We start from the raw sequence: 25,626 nt of genomic DNA on the forward strand, positions 1-25,626 counted from the left end.
CTCCGCCTATCGGCTTGAAAGCCACGGTGGCTTCTTCGCGGGTAAACCGCTCCCACAGGTACGCAGCGTTCTCAAGCACTGCCAGGTAACCGGGGAGCGCGACCACCCACTAAAAGGTCAGCACATTCAACGATTTGCGATACAGGGCGAGGTGAACAGCTCACCACGCCAAGCGCCTTTGAGTGTGCGGCTCGCCACCACCAGCCAGAGCAGCGCCAGCATCACCACCAGCACCTGCCCGAACACCGTGAAGAAACCCAGGCCCAGCCAGGCCGCCAGCTTCAAGGTGGCGAGGCTGTACACCCCCAGCGGGAAGGTGAAACCCCACCAGCCCAGATTGAACGGCATGCCCTGGCGCATGTAGCGCAGGGTGATCAGTACCGCGGTCAGCAGCCACCACAGGCCGGCTCCCCACAACACCATCCCGGCCACCAGCCCCAACCCGCGTGCCACTTCACCCAGGTTCCCCAGGCCATTGGCCGCGAACACCGCCGGTGCATCGCCGCCCAGCAGCAGCATGCCCAGCGCCCCGGTGCCGATCGGGCCCAGCGCCAGCCAGCTGGATGCGGCCATGTTGGCCGGCGGCAGCTTGTGCAGCGCCATGCGCAGCATCAGGATGGTCAGGATGCTGAACGCAACCGGCAGCGACACCGCCCACAGTACGTAGCTGGTCACCACCACCAGGTACTGCGCATGGACATCCGCCAGGTGCGGCGCCAGCAGGCCACCACTGGCCGCCGCCACCTCGGCCGCCACCACCGGCAGCAACCACACTGCAGTCATCTGGTCGATGCTGTGCTCCTGGCGGGTGAACATCAGATAAGGGATTGCCACGCCACACAGCAATGCCAGCGCCACGTCAACCCACCAGAGCGCCTCGACCCAAGGCACCACGCCGTCGCCCCAGCGCTCGAGGCCAAACACCAGCGCGCCATTGAGGATGGTCGCCAGGCCCATGGGGATGGTGCCGAAGAACATCGAGATCGTGGAGTGGGCGAAGATCCGCCGTGCCTCGTCGAAGAACAGCAGCCAGCGCGCGCCGTACAGGACGCAGAACAAGATGAACAGGCCGATGGTCAGCCACCACAAACCCTCTGCCGCGCCGTGCAGAGCCGGAATCTCCAACTGTCGCAAGGCCAGGGCCAGAACGCCGGTGCCCATGGTCGCGGCAAACCAGTTCGGGGTGAACTGACGGATCACTTCCAGCGGGCGGGCCAACTGGTGGAAGGGCCGCAAGGACGCAGCGCGAGTCTGTGGGCAGGTCATGGCAAAGATTCCTCGTGTAAGGTGGAATTATCTTATGCCTGCAAAGAATATCCATATAACGGTTATTTTCTCTATCTGTTATCTATTTTGCAGATATAGCGTAAGCCAGAGCCGGTGGCTTATGCTTGCTGCCTGCGACAACTCCAACAACAAGGACGTGGCAATGCTCGCCGCACTCAAACGCTACCCCTCCGCTGTCCGCCTGCTGCTACTCACCACCTTCGTGCTGACCCTGGCGCGCGCAATCACCCTCCCCTATCTGGTCGTCTATCTGTCGGACAGCTTCCAGATGTCGGTCAGCCATATCGGCCTGCTGATCGGCGGGGCACTGATCGTCGCCTCGTTGTTGAGCCTGTATGGCGGTCATCTGGTCGACACGCTGCGCAACCATACGGTGATCATCGTCGCAACCCTGGTGTTCACGCTGTCGTTCGCCGTCGCCATGTTCAGCCCCTCGGTGGCGCTGTTCTTCCTGTGCCTGGTGCTGATCAACCTCGCCCTGGCGGTGGTCGACATCGCCAGCAAGGCCGGATTCTGCGCCCTGCTGCCGGTGGAGGAGCGCGCCGAGGTGTTCGCCATCAAGTACACCCTCAGCAACATCGGCTATGCCGTCGGCCCGCTGCTGGGGGTGGCGCTGATCGAGCTCGATGGCCATCTGCCGTTCCTGGTCTCGGCGCTGATCGGCCTGCTCATGTGCCTGGTCTACCAGCGTCTGGGCGATCGGCAGTTACGCCCCAGCGAGCCGCAACTGCCCGGCGCCGGCTTCATGCAAGTGGCTATCGGGCTGGCGCGTGACCGGCGCCTGGTGTGCTTCACCCTGGGCGGCGCCCTCAGTGCAGTGGTGTTCGGCCAGTTCACCGCCTACCTGTCGCAATACCTGGTGGTGACGGCCCACGCCAGCGAAGCGGCGCGGTTGGTCGGGGTGCTGGTGACGACCAACGCCGTGACGGTGATCGCCCTGCAATACCTGATCGGCAGACGCATCAGCCGTCAGTACCTGATGCCCTGGCTGATGGCCGGGATGGCGCTGTTCATCGCCGGGCTACTGGGCTTCTCGCTGGCAGGCTCGGTGCTGGGCTGGTGCCTGGCAATGCTGGTGTTCACCCTCGGCGAGATCATCGTGATCCCGGCGGAGTACATGTTCATCGACCTGATCGCACCGGAGCATCTGCGCGGCGTCTACTATGGCGCGCAGAACCTCTCCAACCTCGGCGCGGCACTGGGGCCGGTACTGGTCGGGTTTGCCCTGGGGTATGTAGTGCCGGTGGCAGTGTTCTACCTGCTGGTGCTGTCGGTGGTGCTGGCAGCACTGTTCTATTACCTGGGGACGCGGGGGGCGAAGGTCTAGAGCGCCCCCTGCGACCACCTGCCACTGCGACCATCGTCTGCGCTGACGAACCCGCGCCCGCGTGCCAGACTGATTGATCGGGACCGCGTTTTCATTTTTGCTCCGGAGTTTGCATGTCGTTGTCCAGCGGGCTGATCGCCGTGGTCGCCCTGGCCTATATGGCCGTCATGTTCGCCATCGCCTTCTACGGCGACCGTCGCAGCACGCCGTTGCCGCCGCGCCTGCGCGCCTGGGTGTACAGCCTGTCGCTGGCGGTGTACTGCACCAGCTGGACCTTCTTCGGCGCCGTCGGCCAGGCGGCCGAGCAACTCTGGGCGTTCCTGCCGATCTACCTGGGCCCGGTGCTGCTGCTGATCTTCGCACCCTGGGTGCTGCAGAAGATGGTGCTGATCAGCAAGCAGCAGAACATCACCTCGATCGCCGACTTCATTGCCGCCCGCTACGGCAAGTCGCAGACGCTCGCGGTGGTGGTTGCACTGATCTGTCTGGTCGGCGTGCTGCCTTACATCGCCCTGCAGCTCAAGGGCATCGTGCTCGGCGTCAACTTGCTGATCGGGGCCACTCCCGACGCTACCGGCACCCGGGTGCAGGACACGGCGCTGGTGGTGTCGCTAGTGCTGGCGCTGTTCGCCATCGTCTTCGGCACGCGCAGCCTGGATGTCACCGAGCACCATCGCGGGATGGTGCTGGCCATCGCCTTCGAGTCCCTGATCAAGCTGCTGGCGTTTCTTGCCGTGGGCGCCTTCGTGGTGTTCAACCTGTATGACGGCTTCGACGACCTGTTCAGCCAGGCGCGCCAGTCGATGCACCTGGAAAGCTATTGGCAGGAGACGATCAACTGGCCATCGATGGTGGTGCAGACCGCCGTGGCGATGATGGCGATCATCTGCCTGCCGCGGCAGTTCCACGTCACCGTGGTCGAGAACATCGAGCCTCAGGACATGCGCCTGGCCCGCTGGGTGTTCCCGCTGTACCTGGTGCTGGCGGCACTGTTCGTGGTGCCGATCGCCCTGGCCGGGCAGATGCTGCTGCCGGGCACGGTGATTTCCGACTCCTTCGTCATCAGCCTGCCGCTGGCCGAAGCCCACCCGAGCCTGGCCCTGCTGGCTTTCATCGGCGGCGCTTCGGCCGCTACCGGCATGGTGATCGTCGAGGCGGTGGCGCTGTCGACCATGGTCTCCAACGACATGCTGCTGCCCTGGCTGCTGCGACGCACCAACGCCGAGCGCCCGTTCGAGGCGTTCCGCCACTGGATGCTCTCGGTGCGCCGGGTGGCCATCGTGGTCATCCTGCTGCTGGCCTACGTCAGCTATCGCCTGCTCGGCTCCACCGCCAGCCTTGCGACCATCGGCCAGATCGCCTTCGCCGCAGTCACCCAGCTGACCCCGGCGATGCTCGGCGCCCTGTACTGGAAGCAGGCCAACCGCCGCGGCGTGTTCGCCGGCCTCGCTGCGGGCATCTTCCTGTGGTTCTACACCCTGGTGCTGCCGATCGCCGCCCATAGCCTGGGCTGGTCACTGCAGTTGTTCCCCGGCCTTGCCTGGCTGCACGGCAACCCGTTGGACCTGCCGATCACCCCGCTGACACAAGGGGTGGTGCTGTCGCTGGCGGGCAACTTCATGCTCTTTGCCTGGGTCTCGATTCTGTCGCGCACCCGGGTTTCCGAGCACTGGCAGGCCGGGCGCTTCATCGGCCAGCAAACCAGCGCCCGCCCCAGCAGCCGCCCCCTGCTGGCCGTGCAGATCGACGATCTGCTCAACCTTGCCGCGCGTTTCGTCGGCGAGGAACGCGCGCGGCAGAGCTTCATCCGCTTCGCCTACCGCCAGGGCAAGGGCTTCAACCCCAACCAGAACGCCGACGGCGACTGGATCGAACACACCGAGCGTCTGCTCGCTGGCGTGCTCGGCACCTCCTCCACCCGTGCGGTGGTCAAGGCCGCCATCGAAGGCCGCGACATGCAGCTCGAAGACGTGGTGCGTATCGCCGACGAAGCCAGCGAGGTTTTGCAATTCAACCGCGCCCTGCTGCAAGGCGCCATCGAGAACATCAACCAGGGCATCAGTGTGGTCGACCAGAACCTGCATCTGGTGGCCTGGAACCGTCGATATCTCGAACTGTTCAATTACCCCGACGGGCTGATCAGTGTCGGCCGACCGATCGCCGACATCATCCGCTACAACGCCGAGCGCGGCCTGTGCGGCCCGGGCGAGGCGCAGGTGCACGTGGCGAGGCGCCTCCACTGGATGCGCCAGGGCCGGGCGCACACCTCGGAACGGTTGTTCCCCAACGGACGGGTGATCGAACTGATCGGCAACCCCATGCCCGGCGGTGGCTTCGTCATGAGCTTTACCGACATCACCCCGTTCCGCGAAGCCGAACAGGCGCTCAAGGACGCCAACGAGGGCCTGGAGCAGCGCGTGGCCGAACGCACCCACGAGCTGTCGCAACTGAACCAGGCGTTGTCGGAAGCCAAGAGCCATGCCGAGGCGGTCAGCCAGTCCAAGACCCGCTTCCTCGCTGCCGTCAGCCACGACCTGATGCAACCGCTGAATGCCGCGCGGCTGTTCTCCGCCGCCCTGTCACAACAGGCCGAGGGCCTGAGTGAAGAGGCCCAGCAACTGGTGCAGCACATGGACAGCTCGCTGCGCTCGGCAGAGGAATTGATCAGCGACCTGCTGGACATCTCGCGCCTGGAGAACGGCAAGGTCACCCCCGACATCAAACCCTTCGCGCTCAACGAACTGTTCGACACCCTGGGCGCCGAGTTCAAGGTACTGGCGGCCGAGAAAGGCCTGGAATTCCGCCTGCGCGGCAGCCGGCTGCAAGTCGCCAGCGACATGAAACTGTTGCGCCGGGTGCTGCAGAACTTCCTCACCAATGCCCTGCGTTACGGCAAGAGCCCGATCCTGCTGGGCGCTCGACGCGAAGGCGAGCACCTTTGGCTGGAGGTCTGGGACCGCGGTCCGGGCATCGCCGACGACAAACTGCAGGTGATCTTCCAGGAGTTCAAACGCCTGGACAGCCATCAGACCCGCGCCGAAAAAGGCCTGGGCCTGGGCCTGGCAATCGCCGATGGCCTGTGCCGGGTGCTCGGGCATCGACTGGAAGTGCGCTCATGGCCAGGCAAGGGCAGCGTGTTCCGGGTCAGCGTGCCGATCGCCAGGCATCCGGTGGCAGCGCCCGCAGCGCCCGTGGAACCGGGCGGGCAACCGCTCGCCGGGCTGCAGGTGCTGTGCGTGGACAACGAAGACAGCATCCTGATCGGCATGAACAGCCTGCTCGGGCGCTGGGGCTGCCAGGTCTGGACCGCACGCAACCAGGCCGAGTGCGAGGCGCTGCTATTGAAGGGCATGCGCCCGCACCTGGCGCTGGTGGACTACCACTTGGACGACGGCGAAACCGGTACTGGCCTGATGGCCTGGCTACGCACGCGCCTGGGCGAACCCGTTCCAGGCGTGGTGATCAGTGCCGACGGGCGCAACGAAACCATCGCCCAGGTGCATGCTGCAGGGCTGGACTACCTGGCCAAGCCGGTCAAGCCCGCCGCCCTGCGTGCGTTGCTCAATCGGCATCTGAGCCTGGTTCAGTAAGCGTTGCATCGGCCAGCGCCTCATCCGACAGCGCACGCTCCAGCAGGTCGGCAGGCAAGCTCTTGCTGGCGCGCGCGCCCAGCAGCTTGAGCTGCTCGCTGCGGCTGATCAGATTGCCGCGCCCTTCGCACAGTTTGTTGCGCGCTGCGGCGTAGGCCTTGTCGACCTGCTGCAGGCGCGCACCGAGCTCGTCCAGGTCCTGGATGAACAGCACGAACTTGTCGTACAGCCAACCCGCACGCTCGGCGATCTCGCGGGCGTTCTGGCCCTGACGCTCCTGCTTCCACAGGCTGTCGATGACCCTCAGGGTCGCGAGCAAGGTGGTGGGGCTGACAATGACGATCTGTCGGTCGAAGGCTTCCTGGAACAGGCCCGGCTCCGCTTGCAGCGCTGCCGAGAAGGCCGCTTCGATGGGTACGAACAGCAATACGAAATCCAGGCTGTGCAAGCCATCCAGCCGGCTGTAATCCTTGCTGGAGAGGCCTTTGACGTGACTGCGCAAGGACTGCACGTGCTGTTTGAGCGCCGCCTCGTCATTGCCGGAGACGAACTGTTGATAGGCGGTGAGGCTGACCTTGGCATCGACCACCACCTGCTTGTCCCCCGGCAGCATGATCAGCACATCGGGCTGGAAACGCTCGCCATCGGCGCTCTTCAGGCTGACCTGGGTCTGGTACTCGCGGCCTTTCTCAAGGCCCGCATGCTCCAGTACCCGCTCGAGAATCAACTCGCCCCAGTTGCCCTGGGTCTTCTGGCCCTTGAGCGCCTGGGTGAGATTGGTGGCCTCATCAGACAGACGCAGGTTGAGTTGCTGCAGGCGCTCAAGCTCCTTGCCCAGCGAGAAGCGCTCGCGGGCCTCCTGCTGGTAGCTCTCTTCCACACGCTTTTCGAAGGCCTGGATGCGCTCCTTGAGCGGATCGAGCAATTGTCCCAGGTGCTGTTGACTGGTCTGGGCGAAGCGCTGCTCGCGCTCGTCGAAAATCTTGGTGGCCATCTCGGCGAACTGGGCACGTAGCGTATCGCGGGCTTCCTGCAAGTCGTCCAGGCGCTGGGCGTGGCTTTCCTGCTGCTCGCGCAGTTCGGCGTCCAGCCGCGCAACCTGAGCCTCCAGGCGACGCAGTTCGGCTTCGCGGGTAGCGCGCTCCAGGTTCCAGGCATGGGCGGCATCGCGCGCGTTGTCGCGCTCGATCTGCAACAGTTCCAGCTCGCGATTCTGCGCGGCAAGCGTCGCCTGTTTGTGGCTGTTGGCTTCGCTGAGGTCGCTGATCTCGTCGCGGCAGGCTTCGAGCTGCGCCTGCAGGCCAGCCTGGGCCAACTGCGCGGCACTCAGGCGTTCCTGCATCAGGCCGGTTTCGGTTTGGCGGGCGGCGAGCCGACGCTGGACCTGCAACACCCACCCCAGGCACGGCACCGCGGCAGCCACGATGCCCAATAGAATACTGGCCAGGTCCACTGCCATGCTTGCTCCGGTCAACGCTTAGATTGTGCGCAGCTTACAGGTTTTTTGCCGCTGCTATTGCACCGAAGGCAGCAGGCCAAGCAACCGCCGCGCCTCCTGCGAACCCTGCCCCGCCGCCAGCTCCAGCCAGTACCGCGCTTGCTCGGGATCCTGCGCCTGGCACAACCGGCCATATTCGAGCTGAGCCCGACTGTCACCGGCGCGGGCGGCCTGGCGCAGCAGCTCATGGCCGATACGCCGATCCCGCGCAGTGCCACAATCACGGCAGAGCATCTGCCCCAGGCGACTCTGCGCTACCACCACGCCCTGCCGGGCGGGTTGCTTGAGCATGCGCCCAGCGAGGTGCTTGACGCTGCGCTTGTCAGCCAGGCGCGGGTTGTCGAGCAGCCACAGGGCAACTTTCAGGGAAAAGCGCTTGGGAGAAACCAACGGCGCAATGGCGGGGGAACCGGCGGGGGATTTACCACGAAACTTCATGACAACAGCGATGGTGATTCGAGAGGCGCGCCACTCTACTCGATTTTTTTGACAAAGGCCCGGGGCAACATTGGGGCGTCGGAAAAAAATATTTCATGGTTCTTTTCTTGACGTTTTCACCCCAGAGAAAGGCGGTAAGTATTTTCCATGGCTAGGTGTCGGACCCTTCCGAAAACAGCTGGCACGCCCGTCCTAGAGCAAGCCCTAGGGACAATCCACAGAACCTGTGGATAACTCGGTGGACAACCCCCCCTTGGCGCCCGCAAACCCCTGTGGAATGGGGCTTACAGTCAAACTGACGATTTTTTCACCAGCCTAAATAAGTGTTTTTTTTCATTGACTTAAGGGCTCAGTCAAGTCATTGGCGGCGCCCGGCGAAGACGTTGCAGAACAGTTACAAGTCATGCTCCAAGTGTGCACAAGTGCGCCAACAAAGTGCGCGGGCTTGCACCACGGCGGGAAAACAGCGCCGTTTCGCCGCAATTCACTTCTTCACAGATGACCTGCAAACAGAGATAATGATCGGCTTCGCTGAAGAAAAATCAAAAAACGCTTGCCATGCCGCAAACCTTCCAGTAGTGTGGCCGCCGTTAGTACCAAGCTGAACGTCAATTCTGGCCGCAACGTCCTTGCGAATGGCCACCCTCCCCGGGTAGCACCGCTGAAACCAGGACCGGCCCACTCGATGATTCCCTCGACGGCAACAGCCGCTCCAGCACGAATCACCTAATGACAAATTGATCGGGATCTTCACCCAGTGGCCTCGAACCTGGTCCGTGGGATGCTGCCCGCCTTCCGAAGTACCTACCAGTCAGCCCGGCGCCTTACTTGTGCTTGCGCTACCTCTGGCTGCTCTGTTCCGGTCAGGTTTTTCGCCTCCCTTAATAAAGGCGTCACCGGAACGTTTCTATTGTGCACGGATCGAATCCCGTGTCTTGAGCAGGAAATCTAAAAAAATGACTAATCACCATCAGATCCAGCGCGCCTTCGGCACGCTTTCTCAGGCCTTCGCCCCACTGAAGTGCCTCATCGTTGCCCCTCGCAAGGGCAGCTTCAGCTTCACCCTGGTCGACGAACACGGCGTGGCCTGCCACACCGAGCGCCTGTATCCAGAGCAATACACCCACGCAGAGCCGCTGCAGGCGGTGATCGATCGCACCCGCCAGTCGTTGGTCGCATGAATGAATGGGTGAGGATTCACCCCATGAATGACCGCCCTTGATTGCTGCCCGAAACGCTCTTTGCTTAATTGCCACAAGGCATATGGCAGAGACGCTGCGGCAGCAATCGATTTAAAAACAGCCCTTTACACCATGATTATCACACTACACTTCAACTCGAGCGGTGCGAGCCGCTTCCGGCGGGCCTGATCATCCATTAGCTGCCAAGCTCCAGCGCCCGTCGGCCCCTGACAGTTCGAGGGCATCATGGGTATCGCTGCGAACGAGTTGAATCAATATGTGATCCGCCCCACGCTGATCTATCTGGATCGCCATAGCGCGAGCGCCGAAGCCTTGCTGCTGGGCGTTGCAGCTAGCCAGTCCAGCCTTGGAGCAGCCCTGCATGACCGTCGCGGTCACGGCTTGTACAGGATCGGCGAGACGCGCCATCAAACCCTCTGGGACGATTACCTGGCCCGCGATCCCGAGCTGGCAAGCCTGGTCCGCGGGCTTGCCAGTCAGCATGCCTTCCTTGGCGGCCCGCACCTGGAGCTGACGGTCAACCTGCGCTATGCCACCGCCATCGCCTGGATGCTCATCGAAGAACAGGCCACGCCTCTACCCGCCCCCGACGATCTTCTAGGGCTCGCACGAATCTGGCGACAGACCTTCCACCCCCAGGGACGCCTCCGCGACTTCACCCAGGCCTGGCACTGCTGGGTAAATCCGATAATGTCCCAGGCATCTTAAGAACCGTCCTACAAGCAAACCGGAAAAAAGGGAATTTTGGTCGGATTGTCCTACAAAACCGCTCTATCTCCGCCGATACAGGCTATGGCGTAGTGCGTGATTTGTTGGTAGCTTTTCGCCCCGGAGATCCCAAGGAGTTCTAATAATGAAAACAGTCATGCTCAAAACCTCTCTCGGCGTCGCTATCGCGCTCGCTTCCAGCCAACTGTTCGCCAGCGGCTTCGCCCTCAACGAACAGAGCGTCAGTGGCATGGGGACAGGTTTTGCGGGTCGTTCTTCCTCTGCCGACGATGCCAGCACCATTTACGGAAACCCTGCCGGCATGTCGCGCCTCAAGCGCGAACAGATCACCGTAGGCGGCGCGGCCGTCATCGCCAAGACCGACATTTCCGGCCGCGGCAGCAACCTGGGCGGGAAAATGGACGGTGACATGGTGCCGTTCGTAGGCGTGCCCATGGGCTACTATGTCAAGCCAATCGACGATCACTGGAGCCTGGGCTTCGGCGTCTACGTGCCCTTCGGCCTGGTCACCGACTACGGCAGCAACCACGCGGCACGCTACTGGGGCAAGAAGAGCCACGTCGAAGTGGTCACCTTCCAGCCGACCGTCAGCTACGCCTTCAACGACAAGGTGTCGATCGGTTTCGGCCCGACCATCAACCGCATCGAGGGCGAGCTGGGTTCGAGCACCATCAACCCGCGCTCCCCTGGCCGCAACGATGGCGAAGTGAAGATCAAGGGTGATGACACCGCCGTTGGCTACAACATCGGTATCCTGGTCCAGGCCACCGACCGCACCCGCCTCGGCCTGACCTACCACTCGATGGTCGACTACAAGCTCGAAGGCAAGACCAAGATCAACAACGCGTTGATCGGCCCGTTCAGCGGCAGCAAATTCGACGCCGACCTGAAGATCAAGACGCCCGAGTCGGTGGACTTCTCGGTCACCCACGAACTCGACGACCAGTGGACACTGTACGCAGGCAGCACCTGGACCCGTTGGAGCCGTTTGAAGGACATCACCGTCACCAACGACGTCCCTGCACCGCTGGCCGGCCAGTTCGGCACCATCAGCGAAGAGCAGAACTGGCACGACACCTGGGCTCACGCCGTCGGTGCCTCGTACAAGGTGAACAAGGAGTGGACCTTGCGCACCGGCTTCACCGTCGACCAGTCGCCAACCAACAACCACGACCGCTCTCCGCGCATCCCTACTGGCGATCGCAAGATCTTCAGCCTGGGTGCCGGCTACAGCCCGACCGACGACGTGACCATCGACGTGGCGTACTCCTACCTGTGGGAAGAGGACACCAAGGTGAACCTGGCCAGCGCCACCAAAGGCACCTACCAGGCCAAGTACGAGAACAGCGCTCACGGCATCGGAGCGTCGCTCACCTACCGCTTCTGAGTGGGTTCAAGCTGCATGAAAAACCGCCTTCGTGGCGGTTTTTTCATGCCTGCACGCGCCAATGCTCGCCAAGGCTCGCCTGCAGGTATTCCATGAATACCCGCACTTTGGTGGTCATGGCAAAGCGATCGGCCACGCACAGGAACACATCCATCGGTTCGGTCTGCGCATAGGCCTCGCCAGGTTGGGCAGAGTCGAACAACGGCACCAACTGACCGCTGTCCAGGTGCGGACGCACAAGGAACTCGGCCAGGCGCGTCACCCCACCATCATTGAGCGCCATTTCCGCCAGGGCCTCGATGTCATCGCTGATCAACACATTGTCGAACTCCGCCTCGAAGCGCATGCCATCACGCACGAAGCCCCAGCGCAGCAGGCGACCATCGACCGGATAACGCAACACCAGGCAGCGATGATCACGCAGCGCCTCGGGCGTGGTCGGTCGGCCAGCCCTGGCCAGATATCCCGGCGAGGCGCAACAGATGAACGGAATCCGGGCGATATGTCGCGCCAGCAGGTGATCTTCCAGCTGCGGGGTGATACGCAGGCTGACATCGACATCTTCGCGGGCATGACTGACCCGGCGATCACTCGCAACCATTTCTATCGAAAGCAGCGGATAACGTGCACTGAAGGCAGGAATCAGGGGCGCCAGGATGCGGCGTCCGAATGCCGATGAGGCGGCAATGCACAAACGCCCCTGCGGCTCGGTATCGGGAGTGGTGACCTCCTGTTCGGCCAGGATCAGGTCACGTTCTACATGCTTGACCCGGCTGTAATACTGGCTGCCAGCAGGCGTGAGCGCCATGCTGCGCGTGCTGCGCGACAGCAGCCGGACCTGCAGGTGCGCCTCCAGGCGCGCCAGGTTCTGGCTGACCGCTGCCGCACTCAGGCCCAGTGTGCGCGCCGCACCGGCAATGCTGCCGGCCTCGACGACCTTGATGAAACTGCGGATGGCATTGAGCAGATCCATGGCAGGGCTCTTGGGATTCGTAAGAATCTCTTTATAAAGAACTCAACCCGGCTGGTCTACAGCGCACAACTGACCATTGTTAACCTGGGCTTCTCATGTCCAACCGAGAGGCGCCCTCATGACCCCTTTGCCCCAGCCACGCCGTCGCAAGCTCCGCGCCAGTGCCACACCCTATGTCTTCGCTTTCTACATGTCGGCGATCATGGCGATGCTGATGTGCTTCGTGATCACCGCTGCCACGGCCGGCATCGACCAGGACTACTTGCGCAAGGTGCTCCAGGCCTACCAACTGGCGATGCCGGTGGCGTTCGTCTGCGTGCTGATGGTGCGGCCCGTGGTGATGCGCCTGGTGGCCATCACCGTGCATCCGCACTGATCGCCCGCACGAGACAGCCCGGCATCAGGGCTGCGAAGCTATGGCCTTCTCGATAGCCGCCCGGAACGCAGGATCATCCGGCTTGGTCAGGCTGGAGAAATTGCCGATCACCTTGCCTCGCCGGTCCACCACGTACTTGTAGAAATTCCACTTGGGTGCACTGCTCTGCTTTGCCAGCTCGACGAACAGCGGGATCGCATCCTTGCCGCGCACCGGCTGAGTCTTGGTCATGGTGAAGGTGACACCGTAGTTGGCGTAGCAGACCTTGGCGGTCTTCTCGCTGTCGGCATCTTCCTGCTTGAAGTCGTTGGAGGGCACGCCGAGCATTTCCAGCCCCTGCTCGTGATACTCCTTGTAGGCAGCCTCCAGACCCTCGAACTGCGGCGCGAAGCCGCAGTAGCTGGCGGTGTTGATCACCACCAGCGGCTTGCCAGCGTAGCGCTGGCACAGATCGACCTGGCCCTTGCCGCGTAGCTCCGGCAGGCTGCCTTGCAGCAGCGCCGGACAGTCGGCCGCCCAACTGGAAGCAGTGGCTGTCAGGGCCAGCAAAGGTACGGCGAACCAACGAGTAAGCATGTTCTTGTTCTCCTGCAAGATAATTCCTTGCCTTGCAGGGTAGCGCTTAACAAACACCCATGCCCAGCTGCATCAATGCCAGTCCGCCCTGATGCCAGCCCCACCAGGCGAGCGCCAGCACCAGCAGCGCACCCGCCACCAGCAGCCCGCGCAGCAAGGAGCGGTTCATGCCGACGTGGCCTGCAGGCGCGCAACCGGGCGTTCGCGCACCGGCCAATTGAGGGCCGCCGCCAGCAGGCTGAGCAGAATGGAGATCTGCCAGACCAGGTCATAGCTGCCCGTGCGGTCATACACCACCCCGCCCAGCCAGCCACCGAGGAAGGCGCCAAGCTGGTGGAACAGGAACACGATGCCCCCCAGCATCGACAGGTTACGCACCCCGAACAGGGTCGCCACCGTGCCGTTGGTCAGCGGCACCGTCGACAACCACAACAGGCCCATGGCGATGCCGAACAGGTAGGCGCTGAATTCGGTCACCGGTGCCCACAGGAACAGCACGATCACCACCGCCCGCAGCAGATACAGGCTGGTCAGCAGACGCGGCTTGGACATGCGCCCGCCCAGCCAGCCGGCGGTGTAGGTGCCGACAATGTTGAACAACCCGACCAGTGCCAGCACCGTGGTGCCGATGGTCGCCGGCAAGTGCTGGTCGACCAGGTAGGCCGGCAGGTGCACACCGATGAACACCACCTGGAAGCCACAGACGAAAAAGCCCAGGGCCAGCAACCAGAAACCGGAGTGCGAGCACGCCTCGCGCAGTGCCTGGCCCAGCGTCTGCTCGCCGCCTTGACTGGGTAGCGGCCGATCACGCAGCAGCCCGACGAAAGGCACGATCAGCGCCACCATCAACCCCAGCACCAGCAACGCTGCCGACCAGCCCAGCCACTGGATCAGCCCAAGCGTACCCGGCAGCATGGCGAACTGGCCGAACGATCCCGCCGCGCTGGCAATACCCATGGCCATGCTGCGTTTCTCCGGCGGCACCGCACGGCCAACCACACCGAGGATTACCGAGAACGAGGTACCGGACAGACCGATGCCGATCAGCAAGCCAGCACTCAGCGACAACGACCAGATCGAATCGGCCATGCCCATCAGTACCAGGCCGGCAGCGTAGAGAATGCCGCCAATGATCACCACCCGCGCCGCGCCCAGGCGATCGGCCAGCGCGCCGGCGAACGGCTGGGCCAAGCCCCAGATCAGGTTCTGTAGGGCAATGGCGAAGGCGAAGACTTCGCGCCCCCAGCCAAAATCCGCGCTCATGGGGGCCAGGAACAGGCCAAAGCCATGTCGCACACCCAGCGACAGCGCCAGGATCAGCGCCGCCCCGAGCAGCACCCAGCCACTGGTTCGCCAAACAGAAGTCATTGTTGTTATCTCCTAGCCATCGCAAGGTTTGTGCGGGTATATACCCGCTTTGTAGGGCACATTTCAGGCCAAACGCTCCAGCAAGCGAACCAGTTCATCGCGCTGACTCTCGCCCAGATGCTCGACCAACTGTAGCTGAGCCTGCTCCCAAGCTGGATACGCGGCAGCCAGGCAGGCCTTGCCTGCCCCGGTCAGGCACACCAGACGATTGCGCAGGTCACTGCCTTCGCCGAGCGTCACCAGCCCGTCAGCTTCCAGCACACGCAGGTTGCGGCCCAGGGTACTGCGATCCAGGCCCATGGCCTCAGCCAGGCTGGTAATGCTCGGCTGATCAAGCCGTTGCAGATGACGCAGCAGGGAAAACTGCGCGACATTGATCCCGAAATCCGCCAAGGCTTCGTCGTAATGTCGGCTCACCCCACGGGCGGCACGACGTAGATGGGTGCAGATGCATTCACTGGTCAACATAAATGCGTGTATATACCCGCACCTTGGATGTTGCAAGAAGTTTCTGCTCCTGCTCAGGGCTGCAAGCGACGACGGATTGGTTCGAATGCCTCGCTGGCATGACGTACCAGCGGATCGGGCGCACCTTCATCGATGGCTTTCCAGCACCGTAGGTTTTCAAGCGTCGAAGGGTGTTCGCATGTGATTGCGTCAGGGCTGACAGGTGTTCGTCGAAAGTCTTTCAGCGTCTATGAGATCGAGCGCCGCCCGCGCGGCGCTTCGCGGGCAAGCCCGCTCCCACATTTGTTTCGGGCCAGTTCCTCCAGCATCCATCTGTGCGCGGCCCCTTGGCGTATGGCTGAATATGGAAGAAAGGCAACTGCTCAAATGCGATATCGAAGTGGGCAGACAAGTGGGCGCGCGCCAATCACTGAGGAATAATTGGCCCGAAACAAATGTGGGAGCGGGCTTGCCCGCGAAGCGCCGCGCGGGCGGCGCTCGATCTCATAAGCGCTAAAAACCCTTCGACTAGCGCCTGCCAACCTCTACACAAACACCTTGAAAGGCACGCGTATCAACACGAAAGTGCCAGCCCCACCACCACCGTCAACTCCAGTAGTTCCAGCAAAGCGCCTGCGGTATCACCAGTGGTCCCGCCCAATCGGCGGCACATCTGCCGCCGCAAGAACGCAAAGACCAGCGCTGCCACCAGCAGTAGCCACAGCGCCAGCCAGCCACCCAGCACCAGACAGGCCAGCGCACTGCCCAGCAGTACCCAGCCCGCCGCACGCCTGGGCAGGTGTTCGGCCAGCGCCGAGCCCAGCCCCCCGGCACGCACATAAGGCGTACAGAGGAACAAACCGAGCATCGCAGCCCGACCGACCACTGGCGCCAGAACCAGCCAGGCACCCACACCACGCTCGACCAGCACCCACAGGGCACAGAACTTCAGGAGCAGCACCAACACCAGGGTGACCACGGCAATCGGGCCACTGCGTGGGTCTTTCATGATCTGCAAGGTGCGCTCGCGATCGCCGAAGCCACCCAACCAGGCGTCGGCGCTGTCGGCCAAGCCATCCAGGTGCAGGGCGCCACTGAGCAGCACCCACAAGGTCAGTAGCAATGCCGCCTGCAACGGTGCCGCAACGCCCTGCAGCAGCGCGCTGGCAGCCCACAACAGCAGGCCGAACAGCAACCCGACTGCCGGGTAGAACAGCAGCGAACGGCCCATCTGCCGAGGCTCTGGCATGCCCGGCAGGCTTACCGGCAGGCTGCTGAGAAACTGCAGGGCAATCCAGAACGGCAGCATCAAACCACCTCACGCAACTGGCCATCGGCCTGCAGCGCCAGATGCACCAACGCAGCGTGCCGCACCTCGACCTGCAGCAACTGCTCGCGCGGCAATCCACGGGCGCGGGCCAGCAACAGGCGCATGACACCGCCGTGGGTCACCAGCAGCACGCGCTTGCCAGTGTGCTGGCGGGCCAGGGCCTCGACCGCTGCCAGGACACGCTCGGCGAAGTCGACCACCGGCTCGCCCGCAGGCGGTGTGAAGGCGTAGGGGTCGGCCCAGAAACGCCCCAACGCGTCCGCTTCGGTCTGCATGATCTGCGCCGCGCTGCGTCCTTCCCACTCGCCAAAGTGCAGCTCGCGCACACCCGCTTCAAGTTGCACCGGCAGTTGGAGACTTGCGCCCAGTTCGTCGGCGAAACGTGCGCAACGCTGCAACGGCGAACTGACCAGCACATCCCAAGGCCCACCCACCGCCACAGCCGCGCGCATCTGCGCCCAGCCTTGCGCGGTCAGGGCGTCGTCCAGGCTGCCGCGCAAGCCGCCACCCAGTTCGGTCTCACCATGACGCAGCAGATCGAGAATCATGCCGGACGATCCGCCACCGCCGCTTCAGCGAAGGTCGCCATCTGCCCGTGCAGGGCGCAGGCCAGGCGCATCAGCGGCACCGCCAGCGCGGCACCGCTGCCCTCGCCCAGGCGCAACCCGAGGGCCAGCAACGGTTCGGCCTGCAGCGCCTCGAGCAAGGCACGATGTCCAGGCTCGGCGCCCTGGTGGGCGAACAGCAGCCACTGACGGCACTGCGGATTGAGGCGTACGGCAACCAAGGCCGCCACGCTGCAGATGAAGCCGTCGACCAGCACCGCGATCCCACTCTGCGCGCAGGCCAGGTATGCACCCGCCAGCGCCGCGATCTCGAAACCACCGACGCAGGCCAATGCCCGCAGCGGGTCACCGTCCTGCAGGCCATGCAGTGCCAGGGCTCGCTCGATCACCTCGGCCTTGTGCCGCACGCCGGCGCTGTCGAGCCCAGTACCCGGGCCGCTCAGGGCATCGGCCGGGCACCCCAGCAATGCGCTGGCCAGGGCTGCCGCTGCCGTGGTGTTGCCAATCCCCATCTCGCCACCAATGAACAGCTGTGCGCCCTGGCCTGCGGCGCGCAAGGCACTGTCGCGCCCGGCCCCGAGCGCGGCGCGCAGTTGCGCGTCGGTCATCGCCGGCTGGCGGGCGAAGTTGGCAGTGCCGGCGCCAAGGCGCAGGTGATGCACGCCCGGCAATTGCAGTTCCGGGTCGATGGTCCCCAGGTCGACCACGTCCAGCGTCGCCTCCAGTTGACGCGCCAACACGCTGATCGCCGCCCCACCGCCGACGAAATTGCGCAACATCTGGCCAGTCACAGCCTGGGGATAGGCGGAGATACCCTCCTCCACCACGCCATGGTCACCGGCAAACAAGCCGATCGCCACGCGCTCGAGGGTCGGACGCTCGCGACCTTGCAGGCCGGCCAGGGTAATCGCCAGCGCTTCCAGTTGGCCCAGCGATCCGGCGGGCTTGGTCAGTTGCTGCTGACGGGTGCGCGCCTGCTCCATGGCGTCGTTGTCGAGGGGTTGGCAGGCATCGAGCCACCAGGAGGTGTTCATAGAGCAGGTCCTTTGAGCATGAGAGGAAGGCCGGCAACCGTGAGCACCACACGCTCACAGCGTTCGGCCACGGCCTGGTGCAGCCAGCCGGCCAGGTCGACGTAACGGCGGGTCAGCTCGCCCATGGGCACCACGCCCAGGCCGGTTTCGTTGCTGACCAGGATCAGCGTGCCGGGCAGGCTGGCCAGGCAGTCGAGCAGCGCGTCACGCTCCTCGACCAGGCGCTGCGGGTCATCGAGCATCAGCAGATTGGTCAGCCACAGGGTCAGGCAATCCACCAGCAGGCAACGCCCTACGTCTGCTTCGGCGCGCAGCACGCGGGCCAGGGCCAGAGGCTCTTCGATCAGCCCCCAGTCAGAAGGCCGGCGCTCGCGGTGCAGGCGCACGCGTTCATTCATCTCGCCGTCCAGCGGCTCGCTGGTGGCGATATAGGTGACCGGCAAACCACTGGCCACGGCCAGTTGCTCGGCCAGGCGGCTCTTGCCCGAGCGGGCACCACCGAGGATCAGGTTGCGCATCTCAGGCCACTCCACACAAGGCGCGCAACCGCGCGGTGTCCAGGTGCTGCTCGATGAGGTCGGCCAGGCGCTCGATATCGCGTTCGCGCAATGCCTCGTAGTCGACCACCTCGACGTCATCCAGCCCGGCCCAGCGCAGCAGCGCGGCGCACGACTGGCTACCCTCGAACAAACCGTGCAGGTAGGTGGCGAGGATCTGCCCGTCAGCGCTGATCGCGCCATCGGCACGTCCATCTGCGAGCATCACCGCAGGCTGCTCCAGCGCAGGCCCCTGGGTGACGCCTGCATGAATTTCGTAGCCCGACACCGGTGCCTGCTCGAGGCTCAGCACGCCTTCGACATTGCGCAGCTGCTTTTCGGCTTCCAGCACGGTGGCGTAGTCGAACAGGCCCAGCCCAGCGCTCGAACCCGCCGGCCCTTCCAGCCCCAGCGGGTCGTGCACCTGGCGCCCCAGCATCTGCAGCCCGCCGCAGATGCCGATGAGCTTGCCGCCGTAACGCAGGTGACGGGCAATGGCGCTGTCCCAACCGCGCTCGCGCAACTGCGCCAGGTCACCGCGCACGCTCTTGGAGCCGGGCAGGATGATCAGGTCGGCAGGGGGAATCGGCTGGCCGGGGCCGATGAACTGCAAGTCCACCTGCGGGTGCAGGCGCAGCGGGTCGAAGTCGGTGTGGTTGCTGATGCGCGGCAATACCGGAACGATCACCTTGAGCACACGATCGCCCTTGAGCGACTGGCGCCGGTCGATGCCGTCCTCGGCCTCCAGGTGCAGGTCGGTGACGTAGGGCAACACGCCCAGCACCGGTTTGCCGGTACGCTGCTCGAGCCAGTCCAGGCCCGGTTGCAGCAAGGCGATGTCACCGCGAAAACGGTTGATGACAAACCCCTTCACCCGCGCCTGCTCACTGGGCGACAGCAGTTCGAGGGTGCCGACCAAGTGGGCGAACACGCCGCCACGGTTGATGTCGGCAACCAGGATCACCGGGCAGTCCACCGCCTCGGCAAACCCCATGTTGGCGATATCGCCGGCCCGCAGGTTGATCTCGGCAGGCGAGCCTGCGCCTTCGACCATCACCACCGGGTAGGCAGCGCTCAGGCGCTGGTGCGAGGCCAGGACCGCCTGCATGGCGATGGCCTTGTAGTCGTGATAGGCGACGGCGTTCATGCTGGTCACCGCGCGGCCATGGACGATGACCTGGGCACCGGTGTCGCTGTTGGGCTTGAGCAGTACCGGGTTCATGTCGGTATGCGGCGCCAGCCGGCAGGCCTGGGCCTGCACCGCCTGGGCGCGGCCAATCTCGCCACCGTCGGCGGTCACCGCGCTGTTGAGCGCCATGTTCTGCGGCTTGAACGGCACCACGCCGACACCCTGGCGCAACAGCCAGCGGCACAGGGCGGTGACCAGCGTGCTCTTGCCGGCATCGGAGGTGGTGCCTTGCACCATGAGGGTGGTCATGCCGATTCCTTCTGGTAGTCCTGCAGCGCCTGGCGCAGGCGCTGTTCATCCGCCGCACTGGCAGGCAAGCCAAGACGCACGGCGGCAGGCGCCTCGAACAGGCGCACGAGAATGCCGCGGCGGGCGAGAAAGTCGTGAAGCTGGGCGGCGCGCGGATCGCGCAAGTACTGGAACAGGTCGCAGCCGCCAGTGGCGGGCAAGCCAGACTCGGCCAGCAGTGCTGCAAGGCGTGCGCTGGCTTCGGCGCAGCGCACGATCTGCGCCCGCTGCGCCTGGCCATCGGCAAGGCACGACTGGCCGATGATCCGGGTCGGGCCGCTGACCGTCCACGGCCCCAGCATCTCGGCCAGGCGCTGCAGCAGTGGCGCCTCGGCCATGGCGAAGCCCAGGCGCACACCGGCCAAACCAAAGAACTTGCCGAACGAACGCAGCACGATCAATCCGCCACGCCCGCTCTGGTCGGTGATGCTGTGTGCAGGGGTGTTGTCCATGAACGCCTCGTCCACCACCAGCCAGCCGCCGCGTCGAGCCAGGCGTGTATGCCAGTCGAGCAGGCGCTCGCGCGGCACGCAGCGCCCCGTGGGGTTGTTCGGGTTGACCAGCAGCAGCACATCGAGGCGGTCCAGGGCCGCTTCAACCTGGTCGTCATCGAGCTCGGCAAGCTCATGCCCGGCGCGCTGCCAGGCATGCGGATGCTCGGCATAGCACGGCGACAACACGCCGACCCGCCCGCGCGTGCGCAAGTGCGGCAAGGCCTGGATCGCTGCCTGAGAGCCCGCCACCGCGAGCAGTTCATCGACACCGTAGTAGGCGCGCGCGGCCTGCTCCAGGCCATCCTCGACCTCAGGCAGGCGCGCCCAGGCCTCCAGCGGAATCGATGGAATGGAGAAGGACCAGGGGGCGATACCGCTGGACAGGTCGAGCCAGTCTTCGCGTGCGATACCGTACTGGTGCACAGCGCGCAGCAGGCGGCCACCATGTTCAAGCATAGAGCCAGGCCCCCGTGCAGATCACCAGCAGCCACAGCCATACGCCGCGCTGCACCAGGCTCCAGCCGCGCTCGATGGCATCGGCGTCGGCCACCGGCCCCTCGCCCAGGCGCGCTCGCTCGTGCAGCTCACCGTGGTACACCGCCGGGCCTCCCAGCTCCACGCCGAGGGCACCGGCCCCTGCGGCCATCACCGGGCCTGCGTTGGGGCTGTCCCACAGCGGCGCCTGGTTGCGCCAGCAACTGAGCGCCAGGCGAGTCTTGCCCAGCAATGCGTAGGTCAAGGCCACCAGCCTGGCCGGCAGGTAGTTGAGTACATCGTCGATACGCGCTGCGGCCCAGCCGAAGCGCTCGAAACGTTCGTTGCGATAACCCCACATGGCATCCAGGGTATTGCTCAGGCGGTACAGCACCACGCCCGGCGCACCGGCCACGACGAACCAGAACAGCGCGGCGAATACCGCATCGCTGCCATTCTCCAGCACCGACTCGGTCGCGGCGCGGGCCACGGCAGGCTCGTCGAGCTCGCGGGTCTCGCGGCTGACCAGATAGCCCACCCGCCGCCGTGCTTCATCCAGATCCCCTTGGCGCAGGGCCTGGGCCACGGGCAATACATGCTCGCCCAGGCTGCGCATGCCCAGCGCGCAATACAGCGCCAGGGCGTCCACCAGCCAACCGATGTAGGGCAGCCACGACAGGATCAGTGCCAGCAGGGTCAAGGGCACCACGGCCAGGAACCAGGCGCTGACCCCATGGCTGCGCCAGCCGCGGCCACCGGCATTCAAGCGTTGCTCCAGACGCCCGGCGAAATTGCCGAATGCCACCAGCGGATGACGCCGCTGCGGCTCGCCCAGCAGCGCATCCAGCGCCACACCGGCAACAGTCAGCAAGGCGATGCTCATGCCTGCTCTCCCCATTGGTTCTCGTAGAGCATCTCGCTCAGCGGCCGCTCACGCGCCCAGTCTTCCAGCACCAGCATGGGCGCCTCGTAGAATTTCGCCACCGGCCCCAGGCACAGCACTGCCACAGGCTTGGCCCCGGCCGGCATGCCCAGCAGCTCGCCCAGCGCCTGCGGGTCGAACAGCGACACCCAGCCCATCCCCAGGCCTTCGGCGCGTGCAGCCAGCCAGAGGTTCTGGATCGCGCAGGCCATCGACGCCAAATCCATTTCCGGCAGGGTCCGGCGGCCAAAGATGTGCGGCTCGCGCTTGTCCATCAAGGCGGCAACCAGCACCTCGGCGCACTCGCCGATGCCTTCGACCTTGAGCTGCATGAAGGCGTCGGAGCGCTCGCCGAGGGCCTCGGCTGTGCGAATCCGCTCCTCCTCCACCAGCGCCTGGATGCGCAGGCGCAGATCGCGCTGGCTGATACGAATGAAGCGCCAGGGCTGCATCAGCCCGACGCTGGGCGCCTGGTGCGCGGCGGCCAGCAGCCTGGCGAGCAGCTCAGGCGCCACATCGCCGCCGATGAAGTGGCGCATGTCACGCCGCTCGCCGATCGCTCGGTAGACCGCAGCGCGCTCGGCCTCGCTGAAAGCGTGTTCGTTCATGGTCGCAACAGCGCCGCCGCCGCTTCGGGGTTGGAAGGGAAATAGAAGTGCACGTAGGACGCCGTCAAGCGCCCCAGACGATAGACCGCCTCGTTGCCACGTCCGCCATTGGGGCTCAGGCCACGGGCGATGGGCGCAAGCTCGGTGGTGGTCAGCGAGTGGTGGTAGGTATGGCCACGCAGGGTGCCTTCAGGCAATTCGACGGCCTGCAGCGCCAACGCGGCGAGGCGCTTCTGCATCACGGCCTCGCCGGGCAACAGGCCCAGCAGCTCGGCACGTTCGCCCGCAACGTCGGTCAAGGCCTCAAGCAGGTAGAGCATGCCGCCGCATTCGGCCAACAAGGGTTTGCCTTCGTCATGGTGGCCGCGGATCGCCTCGCGCATCGGCGCGTTGGCCGCCAGGGCGTGGTGATGCAATTCGGGGTAGCCGCCGGGCAAATACAGGCTGTCGACTGCAGGCAGGTGCCGGTCGTGCAAGGGCGAGAAGAACACGAGCTCCGCGCCCTGATCGCGCAGCAGGTCGAGGTTGGCGCCATAGAGGAAGGCGAACGCCTCGTCGCGGGCCACACCGATGCGCACACCGGCAAGGCTTGCGGTCGAGGGGTCGGCGTGTGGTTCGACAAAGGCCACCGGCGGCGGCAAGGCAGCATCGCAGCTGGCGCCCAAGGCCTCGGCGGCAGCGTCCAGACGTGCATCCAGATCGTTCAGCTCACTGGCCTGGACCAGGCCGAGGTGACGGCTGGGCAACTCGATGCCGCGCTCGCGAGACAACCCGCCATACCAGCGCAAACATTCGGTCAGGCTACCTTCGAGCAGTTGCGCATGGCGCAGGCTGCCGACCCGGTTGGCCAGCACGCCAGCGAATGGCAGGTCAGGCTGGTAGCGCGCCAGGCCCAGGGCCAGGGCCCCGAAGGTCTGGGCCATGGCCGTGCCATCGATCACCGCCAGCACCGGCACGCCGAAATGCCGCGCCAGGTCAGCGCTCGACGGCGTACCGTCGAACAGCCCCATGACGCCTTCGATGAGGATCAGGTCGGCGTCGGCGGCAGCGTCCCACAACAGACGGCGGCTCTCCTGTTCGCCAATCATCCACATGTCCAACTGGTACACCGGCGCGCCGCTGGCGCGCTCCAGGATCATCGGGTCGAGAAAGTCCGGCCCGCACTTGAACACCCGCACCTTGCGCCCGAGGTTGCGGTGCAGGCGCGCCAAGGCGGCGGTGACGGTGGTCTTGCCCTGGCCGGAGGCTGGTGCGGCAATCAGCACCGCCGGGCAATGACGGGTGGCTCGACTCACAGTTCAACGCCCTTCTGTGCGCGGATACCGGCCTGGAAGGCGTGCTTGAGCATGCCCATCTCGGTCACGGTGTCGGCCAGCTCGATCATTTCCGGCTTGGCCCCGCGGCCAGTGACGATCACGTGTTGCATCGGAGGACGGGCCTGGATGTCCGAGAGCACCTGGTCCAGGTCGAGGTAGCCGTGCTTGAGGGCGATATTCAGCTCATCGAGCACTACAAACTGCACCGACGGGTCCTGCAGCAACTGGCGGGAGACGGCCCAGGCCGCCTCTGCTGCGGCGATGTCGCGCTGGCGGTCCTGGGTTTCCCAAGTGAAGCCCTCGCCCATCACGTGGTAGCGCACTTCGTTGGGAAAGCGGCGGAAGAACAGCTCCTCGCCGGTGCTGTTACGACCCTTGATGAACTGCACCACCCCGCACTGCATGCCATGCCCCAGCGCACGGGCAAGCATGCCGAAGGCCGAGCTGCTCTTGCCCTTGCCATTGCCAGTGAGCACCAGCAGCAGGCCGCACTCATTCGGGGAATTGGCGATACGTTCGTCGATGATCGCTTTTTTGCGCTGCATGCGTGCCAGGTGGCGTTCGTCGCGCTCGATGGATTCGCTCATCAGGGGTTCTCCGCAGGCTGTCGACGCGCCGGTCGGGCACTCGCGGGCGGGCACCAGGCAACGACAGATAAACAAGGCAGGCAGGCGAAGGGAGCGCGCAAAGGCCGTGGACACCACGGGGCAGCGCGCATCACCCTCCGTGATGCCGTTGACAGTGACAGGCCGGTCTCCGGGCTCGTGAGCCGGGCCTTGGCCCGAAACCGCGCGCCTTCCCGGGTGCGGACACCCAGTGGCCTTGCGCGGCCTTGACTCACCTACCGTTGCGGGGGCAGCGCCGGATTCGCGCCCTGCTGGCGCCCACCGGCTTCCCAGTTTCACCCTGCCGGAGCTGATCCGCAGAGCACCTGAAACACGCCGCGAAGGTTAGAGGGTTGCACAGGGAGCGTCAATTAAACGCGGACGATGAACGGTTGATCTGGATGCTTGTCTCAGTATGGAAGCAGTGATATCACATAGCCATCACCGGCTGTACGCGACCATAATAAAAGGAGAGCGCGGCATGCAAGGCTTGATCATCAACAACCCGCACCTGGAATTCCTGCGCCCGGCCCTGGAGCGCTGGATCGACTGCATCGACCGCTTCAACCAGATCCACGGCGACGGCGATGCGCCCTATTGGCACGGCGCCCAGGCCAATGCCGGTATCCTCGCCGCCGCTGCCTGGCAGGCCGAGCTGGTGGCGCTGCAGCACTATCAGAGCAAGAAGCAGCGTGACGAAGGCGAGCGCGAAGGGCGCTGCGATCTGTCGATTGCCGGCGCCGAACAATCCATTCATCTGCACACTGAGCAGCGCTGGCCGAAGATCGCCCGCCTGGACCTGGCGGGCGCCCTGCAGGAGGCGGCGACGTTGGCGCGGCTGGCAGCCTATCCCAGCCAGCTCAAGGCCGGGGCGCTGTTTGTCAGCCCGTGGAAGGCGGGGCAGCATGCAAGCCCCGAGGAACTACAGGATATGGTCGATGACTTGAACAAGCACACGGCCTGCGCGATTGCCTGGTACTTCCCGTATGCGTACCGCAAGCTGCCTAAACGAGTCAGGGCAATACCACCCGGGTGTGGCGTTATTGCTCAAGCAGGCTTGAACGTA

At 64.7% G+C, this 25,626-nt stretch carries 24 protein-coding genes, 1 pseudogene and 1 riboswitch; of the genes and pseudogenes, 7 read left to right on the forward strand and 18 right to left on the reverse strand.

The features are described from left to right. Positions 1-126: 126 nt before the first annotated feature. Positions 127-1,266 carry a TDT family transporter gene (locus tag APH44_RS01510; protein WP_054890929.1) on the reverse strand — a complete coding sequence of 380 codons (1,140 nt, stop codon included), beginning with the start codon at positions 1,264-1,266 and terminating at the stop codon, positions 127-129. 163 nt (positions 1,267-1,429) lie between these two features. Here APH44_RS01510 and APH44_RS01515 point away from each other — a divergent pair, with 163 nt between their 5' ends. Next, positions 1,430-2,614 carry an MFS transporter gene (locus APH44_RS01515; protein ID WP_054891090.1) on the forward strand — a complete coding sequence of 395 codons (1,185 nt, stop codon included), beginning with the start codon at positions 1,430-1,432 and terminating at the stop codon, positions 2,612-2,614. Between the two features lie 113 nt (positions 2,615-2,727). Continuing rightward, entirely contained in the window at positions 2,728-6,204 is a 3,477-nt protein-coding gene (locus tag APH44_RS01520; RefSeq protein ID WP_054890930.1) for a NahK/ErcS family hybrid sensor histidine kinase/response regulator, read from the forward strand. Here APH44_RS01520 and rmuC read toward each other — a convergent pair. After that, positions 6,176-7,549: a DNA recombination protein RmuC gene (gene rmuC / locus APH44_RS01525; protein ID WP_177339363.1), complete on the reverse strand. Its 1,374-nt coding sequence runs from the start codon at positions 7,547-7,549 to the stop codon at positions 6,176-6,178. The genes APH44_RS01520 and rmuC overlap by 29 nt on opposite strands. A 168-nt stretch (positions 7,550-7,717) precedes the next feature. Further along, positions 7,718-8,140: a tetratricopeptide repeat protein gene (locus APH44_RS01530; RefSeq protein WP_054890932.1), complete on the reverse strand. Its 423-nt coding sequence runs from the start codon at positions 8,138-8,140 to the stop codon at positions 7,718-7,720. 956 nt (positions 8,141-9,096) lie between these two features. On the opposite strand from APH44_RS01530, the gene APH44_RS01535 reads away from it, so the two are divergent. From APH44_RS01535 to APH44_RS01545, 3 genes are all read left to right on the forward strand, one after another. Next, positions 9,097-9,321, forward strand: a complete 225-nt coding sequence (locus tag APH44_RS01535; RefSeq protein ID WP_054890933.1) for a hypothetical protein — start codon at positions 9,097-9,099, stop codon at positions 9,319-9,321. Positions 9,322-9,567: 246 nt separating this feature from the next. Continuing rightward, positions 9,568-10,050: a hypothetical protein gene (locus APH44_RS01540; RefSeq protein ID WP_054890934.1), complete on the forward strand. Its 483-nt coding sequence runs from the start codon at positions 9,568-9,570 to the stop codon at positions 10,048-10,050. Between the two features lie 145 nt (positions 10,051-10,195). Then, positions 10,196-11,458: an OmpP1/FadL family transporter gene (locus APH44_RS01545; protein WP_054890935.1), complete on the forward strand. Its 1,263-nt coding sequence runs from the start codon at positions 10,196-10,198 to the stop codon at positions 11,456-11,458. 43 nt (positions 11,459-11,501) lie between these two features. Here APH44_RS01545 and APH44_RS01550 read toward each other — a convergent pair whose 3' ends face one another. After that, on the reverse strand, positions 11,502-12,431 hold the full coding sequence (locus APH44_RS01550; protein ID WP_054890936.1) for a LysR family transcriptional regulator: 930 nt from the start codon (positions 12,429-12,431) through the stop codon (positions 11,502-11,504). Between the two features lie 118 nt (positions 12,432-12,549). On the opposite strand from APH44_RS01550, the gene APH44_RS01555 reads away from it, so the two are divergent. Continuing rightward, positions 12,550-12,807, forward strand: coding sequence for a DUF2798 domain-containing protein (locus APH44_RS01555; RefSeq protein WP_054890937.1), 258 nt, complete (start codon positions 12,550-12,552; stop codon positions 12,805-12,807). Between the two features lie 24 nt (positions 12,808-12,831). On the opposite strand, the gene APH44_RS01560 is transcribed toward APH44_RS01555, so the two are convergent. From APH44_RS01560 to cobO, 14 genes are all read right to left on the reverse strand, one after another. After that, on the reverse strand, positions 12,832-13,383 hold the full coding sequence (locus APH44_RS01560) for a glutathione peroxidase (protein ID WP_054891091.1): 552 nt from the start codon (positions 13,381-13,383) through the stop codon (positions 12,832-12,834). Between the two features lie 46 nt (positions 13,384-13,429). Further along, positions 13,430-13,552 carry a hypothetical protein gene (locus tag APH44_RS30280; RefSeq protein WP_256093865.1) on the reverse strand — a complete coding sequence of 41 codons (123 nt, stop codon included), beginning with the start codon at positions 13,550-13,552 and terminating at the stop codon, positions 13,430-13,432. Further along, the gene (locus tag APH44_RS01565; RefSeq protein ID WP_054890938.1) at positions 13,549-14,751 is read right to left on the reverse strand and encodes an MFS transporter; all 1,203 of its coding nucleotides are present in this window, start codon (positions 14,749-14,751) and stop codon (positions 13,549-13,551) included. Before APH44_RS01565 ends, APH44_RS30280 begins: the two co-directional genes overlap by 4 nt. A gap of 63 nt (positions 14,752-14,814) precedes the next feature. Next, positions 14,815-15,219 carry a MarR family winged helix-turn-helix transcriptional regulator gene (locus APH44_RS01570; protein WP_054890939.1) on the reverse strand — a complete coding sequence of 135 codons (405 nt, stop codon included), beginning with the start codon at positions 15,217-15,219 and terminating at the stop codon, positions 14,815-14,817. Between the two features lie 553 nt (positions 15,220-15,772). After that, positions 15,773-16,507, reverse strand: a complete 735-nt coding sequence (locus tag APH44_RS01575; protein WP_054890940.1) for an adenosylcobinamide-GDP ribazoletransferase — start codon at positions 16,505-16,507, stop codon at positions 15,773-15,775. Further along, on the reverse strand, positions 16,507-17,076 hold the full coding sequence (gene cobC / locus APH44_RS01580) for an alpha-ribazole phosphatase family protein (RefSeq protein ID WP_054890941.1): 570 nt from the start codon (positions 17,074-17,076) through the stop codon (positions 16,507-16,509). The genes APH44_RS01575 and cobC overlap by 1 nt, the downstream gene beginning before the upstream one ends. Continuing rightward, a complete protein-coding gene (gene cobT, locus APH44_RS01585) occupies positions 17,073-18,128 on the reverse strand; it encodes a nicotinate-nucleotide--dimethylbenzimidazole phosphoribosyltransferase (protein WP_054890942.1) in 1,056 nt (351 codons plus the stop codon). Before cobT ends, cobC begins: the two co-directional genes overlap by 4 nt. Further along, on the reverse strand, positions 18,125-18,646 hold the full coding sequence (cobU, locus tag APH44_RS01590) for a bifunctional adenosylcobinamide kinase/adenosylcobinamide-phosphate guanylyltransferase (protein ID WP_054890943.1): 522 nt from the start codon (positions 18,644-18,646) through the stop codon (positions 18,125-18,127). Before cobU ends, cobT begins: the two co-directional genes overlap by 4 nt. A gap of 1 nt (position 18,647) precedes the next feature. After that, on the reverse strand, positions 18,648-20,102 hold the full coding sequence (locus APH44_RS01595; RefSeq protein WP_054890944.1) for a cobyric acid synthase: 1,455 nt from the start codon (positions 20,100-20,102) through the stop codon (positions 18,648-18,650). After that, positions 20,099-21,091 carry a threonine-phosphate decarboxylase CobD gene (gene cobD / locus APH44_RS01600; protein WP_054890945.1) on the reverse strand — a complete coding sequence of 331 codons (993 nt, stop codon included), beginning with the start codon at positions 21,089-21,091 and terminating at the stop codon, positions 20,099-20,101. The genes APH44_RS01595 and cobD overlap by 4 nt, the downstream gene beginning before the upstream one ends. Beyond that, entirely contained in the window at positions 21,084-21,992 is a 909-nt protein-coding gene (gene cbiB, locus APH44_RS01605) for an adenosylcobinamide-phosphate synthase CbiB (RefSeq protein ID WP_054890946.1), read from the reverse strand. Before cbiB ends, cobD begins: the two co-directional genes overlap by 8 nt. Further along, a complete protein-coding gene (gene bluB / locus APH44_RS01610) occupies positions 21,989-22,639 on the reverse strand; it encodes a 5,6-dimethylbenzimidazole synthase (RefSeq protein ID WP_054890947.1) in 651 nt (216 codons plus the stop codon). The genes cbiB and bluB overlap by 4 nt, the downstream gene beginning before the upstream one ends. Continuing rightward, positions 22,636-23,934: a cobyrinate a,c-diamide synthase gene (locus APH44_RS01615; RefSeq protein WP_054890948.1), complete on the reverse strand. Its 1,299-nt coding sequence runs from the start codon at positions 23,932-23,934 to the stop codon at positions 22,636-22,638. The genes bluB and APH44_RS01615 overlap by 4 nt, the downstream gene beginning before the upstream one ends. After that, positions 23,931-24,542, reverse strand: a complete 612-nt coding sequence (gene cobO / locus APH44_RS01620; protein WP_054890949.1) for a cob(I)yrinic acid a,c-diamide adenosyltransferase — start codon at positions 24,540-24,542, stop codon at positions 23,931-23,933. Before cobO ends, APH44_RS01615 begins: the two co-directional genes overlap by 4 nt. Positions 24,543-24,684: 142 nt before the next feature. Next, positions 24,685-24,905: riboswitch (cobalamin riboswitch) on the reverse strand. A gap of 136 nt (positions 24,906-25,041) precedes the next feature. Here cobO and APH44_RS30285 point away from each other — a divergent pair. Then, positions 25,042-25,621: pseudogene (locus APH44_RS30285) on the forward strand (hypothetical protein). The last annotated feature ends 5 nt before the right edge of the window (positions 25,622-25,626 follow it).

This window comes from Pseudomonas sp. NBRC 111143, from assembly GCF_001320965.1.
Taxonomy (GTDB): domain Bacteria; phylum Pseudomonadota; class Gammaproteobacteria; order Pseudomonadales; family Pseudomonadaceae; genus Aquipseudomonas; species Aquipseudomonas machongensis.

Excerpts from the sequence above, each read along its gene's own strand:
- APH44_RS01510 (WP_054890929.1), bottom strand. The coding sequence starts at position 1,266 with ATGACCTGCCCACAGACTCGCGCTGCGTCCTTGCGGCCCTTCCACCAG.
- APH44_RS01515 (WP_054891090.1), top strand. The coding sequence starts at position 1,430 with ATGCTCGCCGCACTCAAACGCTACCCCTCCGCTGTCCGCCTGCTGCTA.
- APH44_RS01520 (WP_054890930.1), top strand. The coding sequence starts at position 2,728 with ATGTCGTTGTCCAGCGGGCTGATCGCCGTGGTCGCCCTGGCCTATATG.
- APH44_RS01530 (WP_054890932.1), bottom strand. The coding sequence starts at position 8,140 with ATGAAGTTTCGTGGTAAATCCCCCGCCGGTTCCCCCGCCATTGCGCCG.
- APH44_RS01535 (WP_054890933.1), top strand. The coding sequence starts at position 9,097 with ATGACTAATCACCATCAGATCCAGCGCGCCTTCGGCACGCTTTCTCAG.
- APH44_RS01540 (WP_054890934.1), top strand. The coding sequence starts at position 9,568 with ATGGGTATCGCTGCGAACGAGTTGAATCAATATGTGATCCGCCCCACG.
- APH44_RS01545 (WP_054890935.1), top strand. The coding sequence starts at position 10,196 with ATGAAAACAGTCATGCTCAAAACCTCTCTCGGCGTCGCTATCGCGCTC.
- APH44_RS01550 (WP_054890936.1), bottom strand. The coding sequence starts at position 12,431 with ATGGATCTGCTCAATGCCATCCGCAGTTTCATCAAGGTCGTCGAGGCC.
- APH44_RS01555 (WP_054890937.1), top strand. The coding sequence starts at position 12,550 with ATGACCCCTTTGCCCCAGCCACGCCGTCGCAAGCTCCGCGCCAGTGCC.
- APH44_RS01560 (WP_054891091.1), bottom strand. The coding sequence starts at position 13,383 with ATGCTTACTCGTTGGTTCGCCGTACCTTTGCTGGCCCTGACAGCCACT.
- APH44_RS30280 (WP_256093865.1), bottom strand. The coding sequence starts at position 13,552 with ATGAACCGCTCCTTGCTGCGCGGGCTGCTGGTGGCGGGTGCGCTGCTG.
- APH44_RS01565 (WP_054890938.1), bottom strand. The coding sequence starts at position 14,751 with ATGACTTCTGTTTGGCGAACCAGTGGCTGGGTGCTGCTCGGGGCGGCG.
- APH44_RS01570 (WP_054890939.1), bottom strand. The coding sequence starts at position 15,219 with ATGTTGACCAGTGAATGCATCTGCACCCATCTACGTCGTGCCGCCCGT.
- APH44_RS01575 (WP_054890940.1), bottom strand. The coding sequence starts at position 16,507 with ATGCTGCCGTTCTGGATTGCCCTGCAGTTTCTCAGCAGCCTGCCGGTA.
- cobC (WP_054890941.1), bottom strand. The coding sequence starts at position 17,076 with ATGATTCTCGATCTGCTGCGTCATGGTGAGACCGAACTGGGTGGCGGC.
- cobT (WP_054890942.1), bottom strand. The coding sequence starts at position 18,128 with ATGAACACCTCCTGGTGGCTCGATGCCTGCCAACCCCTCGACAACGAC.
- cobU (WP_054890943.1), bottom strand. The coding sequence starts at position 18,646 with ATGCGCAACCTGATCCTCGGTGGTGCCCGCTCGGGCAAGAGCCGCCTG.
- APH44_RS01595 (WP_054890944.1), bottom strand. The coding sequence starts at position 20,102 with ATGACCACCCTCATGGTGCAAGGCACCACCTCCGATGCCGGCAAGAGC.
- cobD (WP_054890945.1), bottom strand. The coding sequence starts at position 21,091 with ATGCTTGAACATGGTGGCCGCCTGCTGCGCGCTGTGCACCAGTACGGT.
- cbiB (WP_054890946.1), bottom strand. The coding sequence starts at position 21,992 with ATGAGCATCGCCTTGCTGACTGTTGCCGGTGTGGCGCTGGATGCGCTG.
- bluB (WP_054890947.1), bottom strand. The coding sequence starts at position 22,639 with ATGAACGAACACGCTTTCAGCGAGGCCGAGCGCGCTGCGGTCTACCGA.
- cobO (WP_054890949.1), bottom strand. The coding sequence starts at position 24,542 with ATGAGCGAATCCATCGAGCGCGACGAACGCCACCTGGCACGCATGCAG.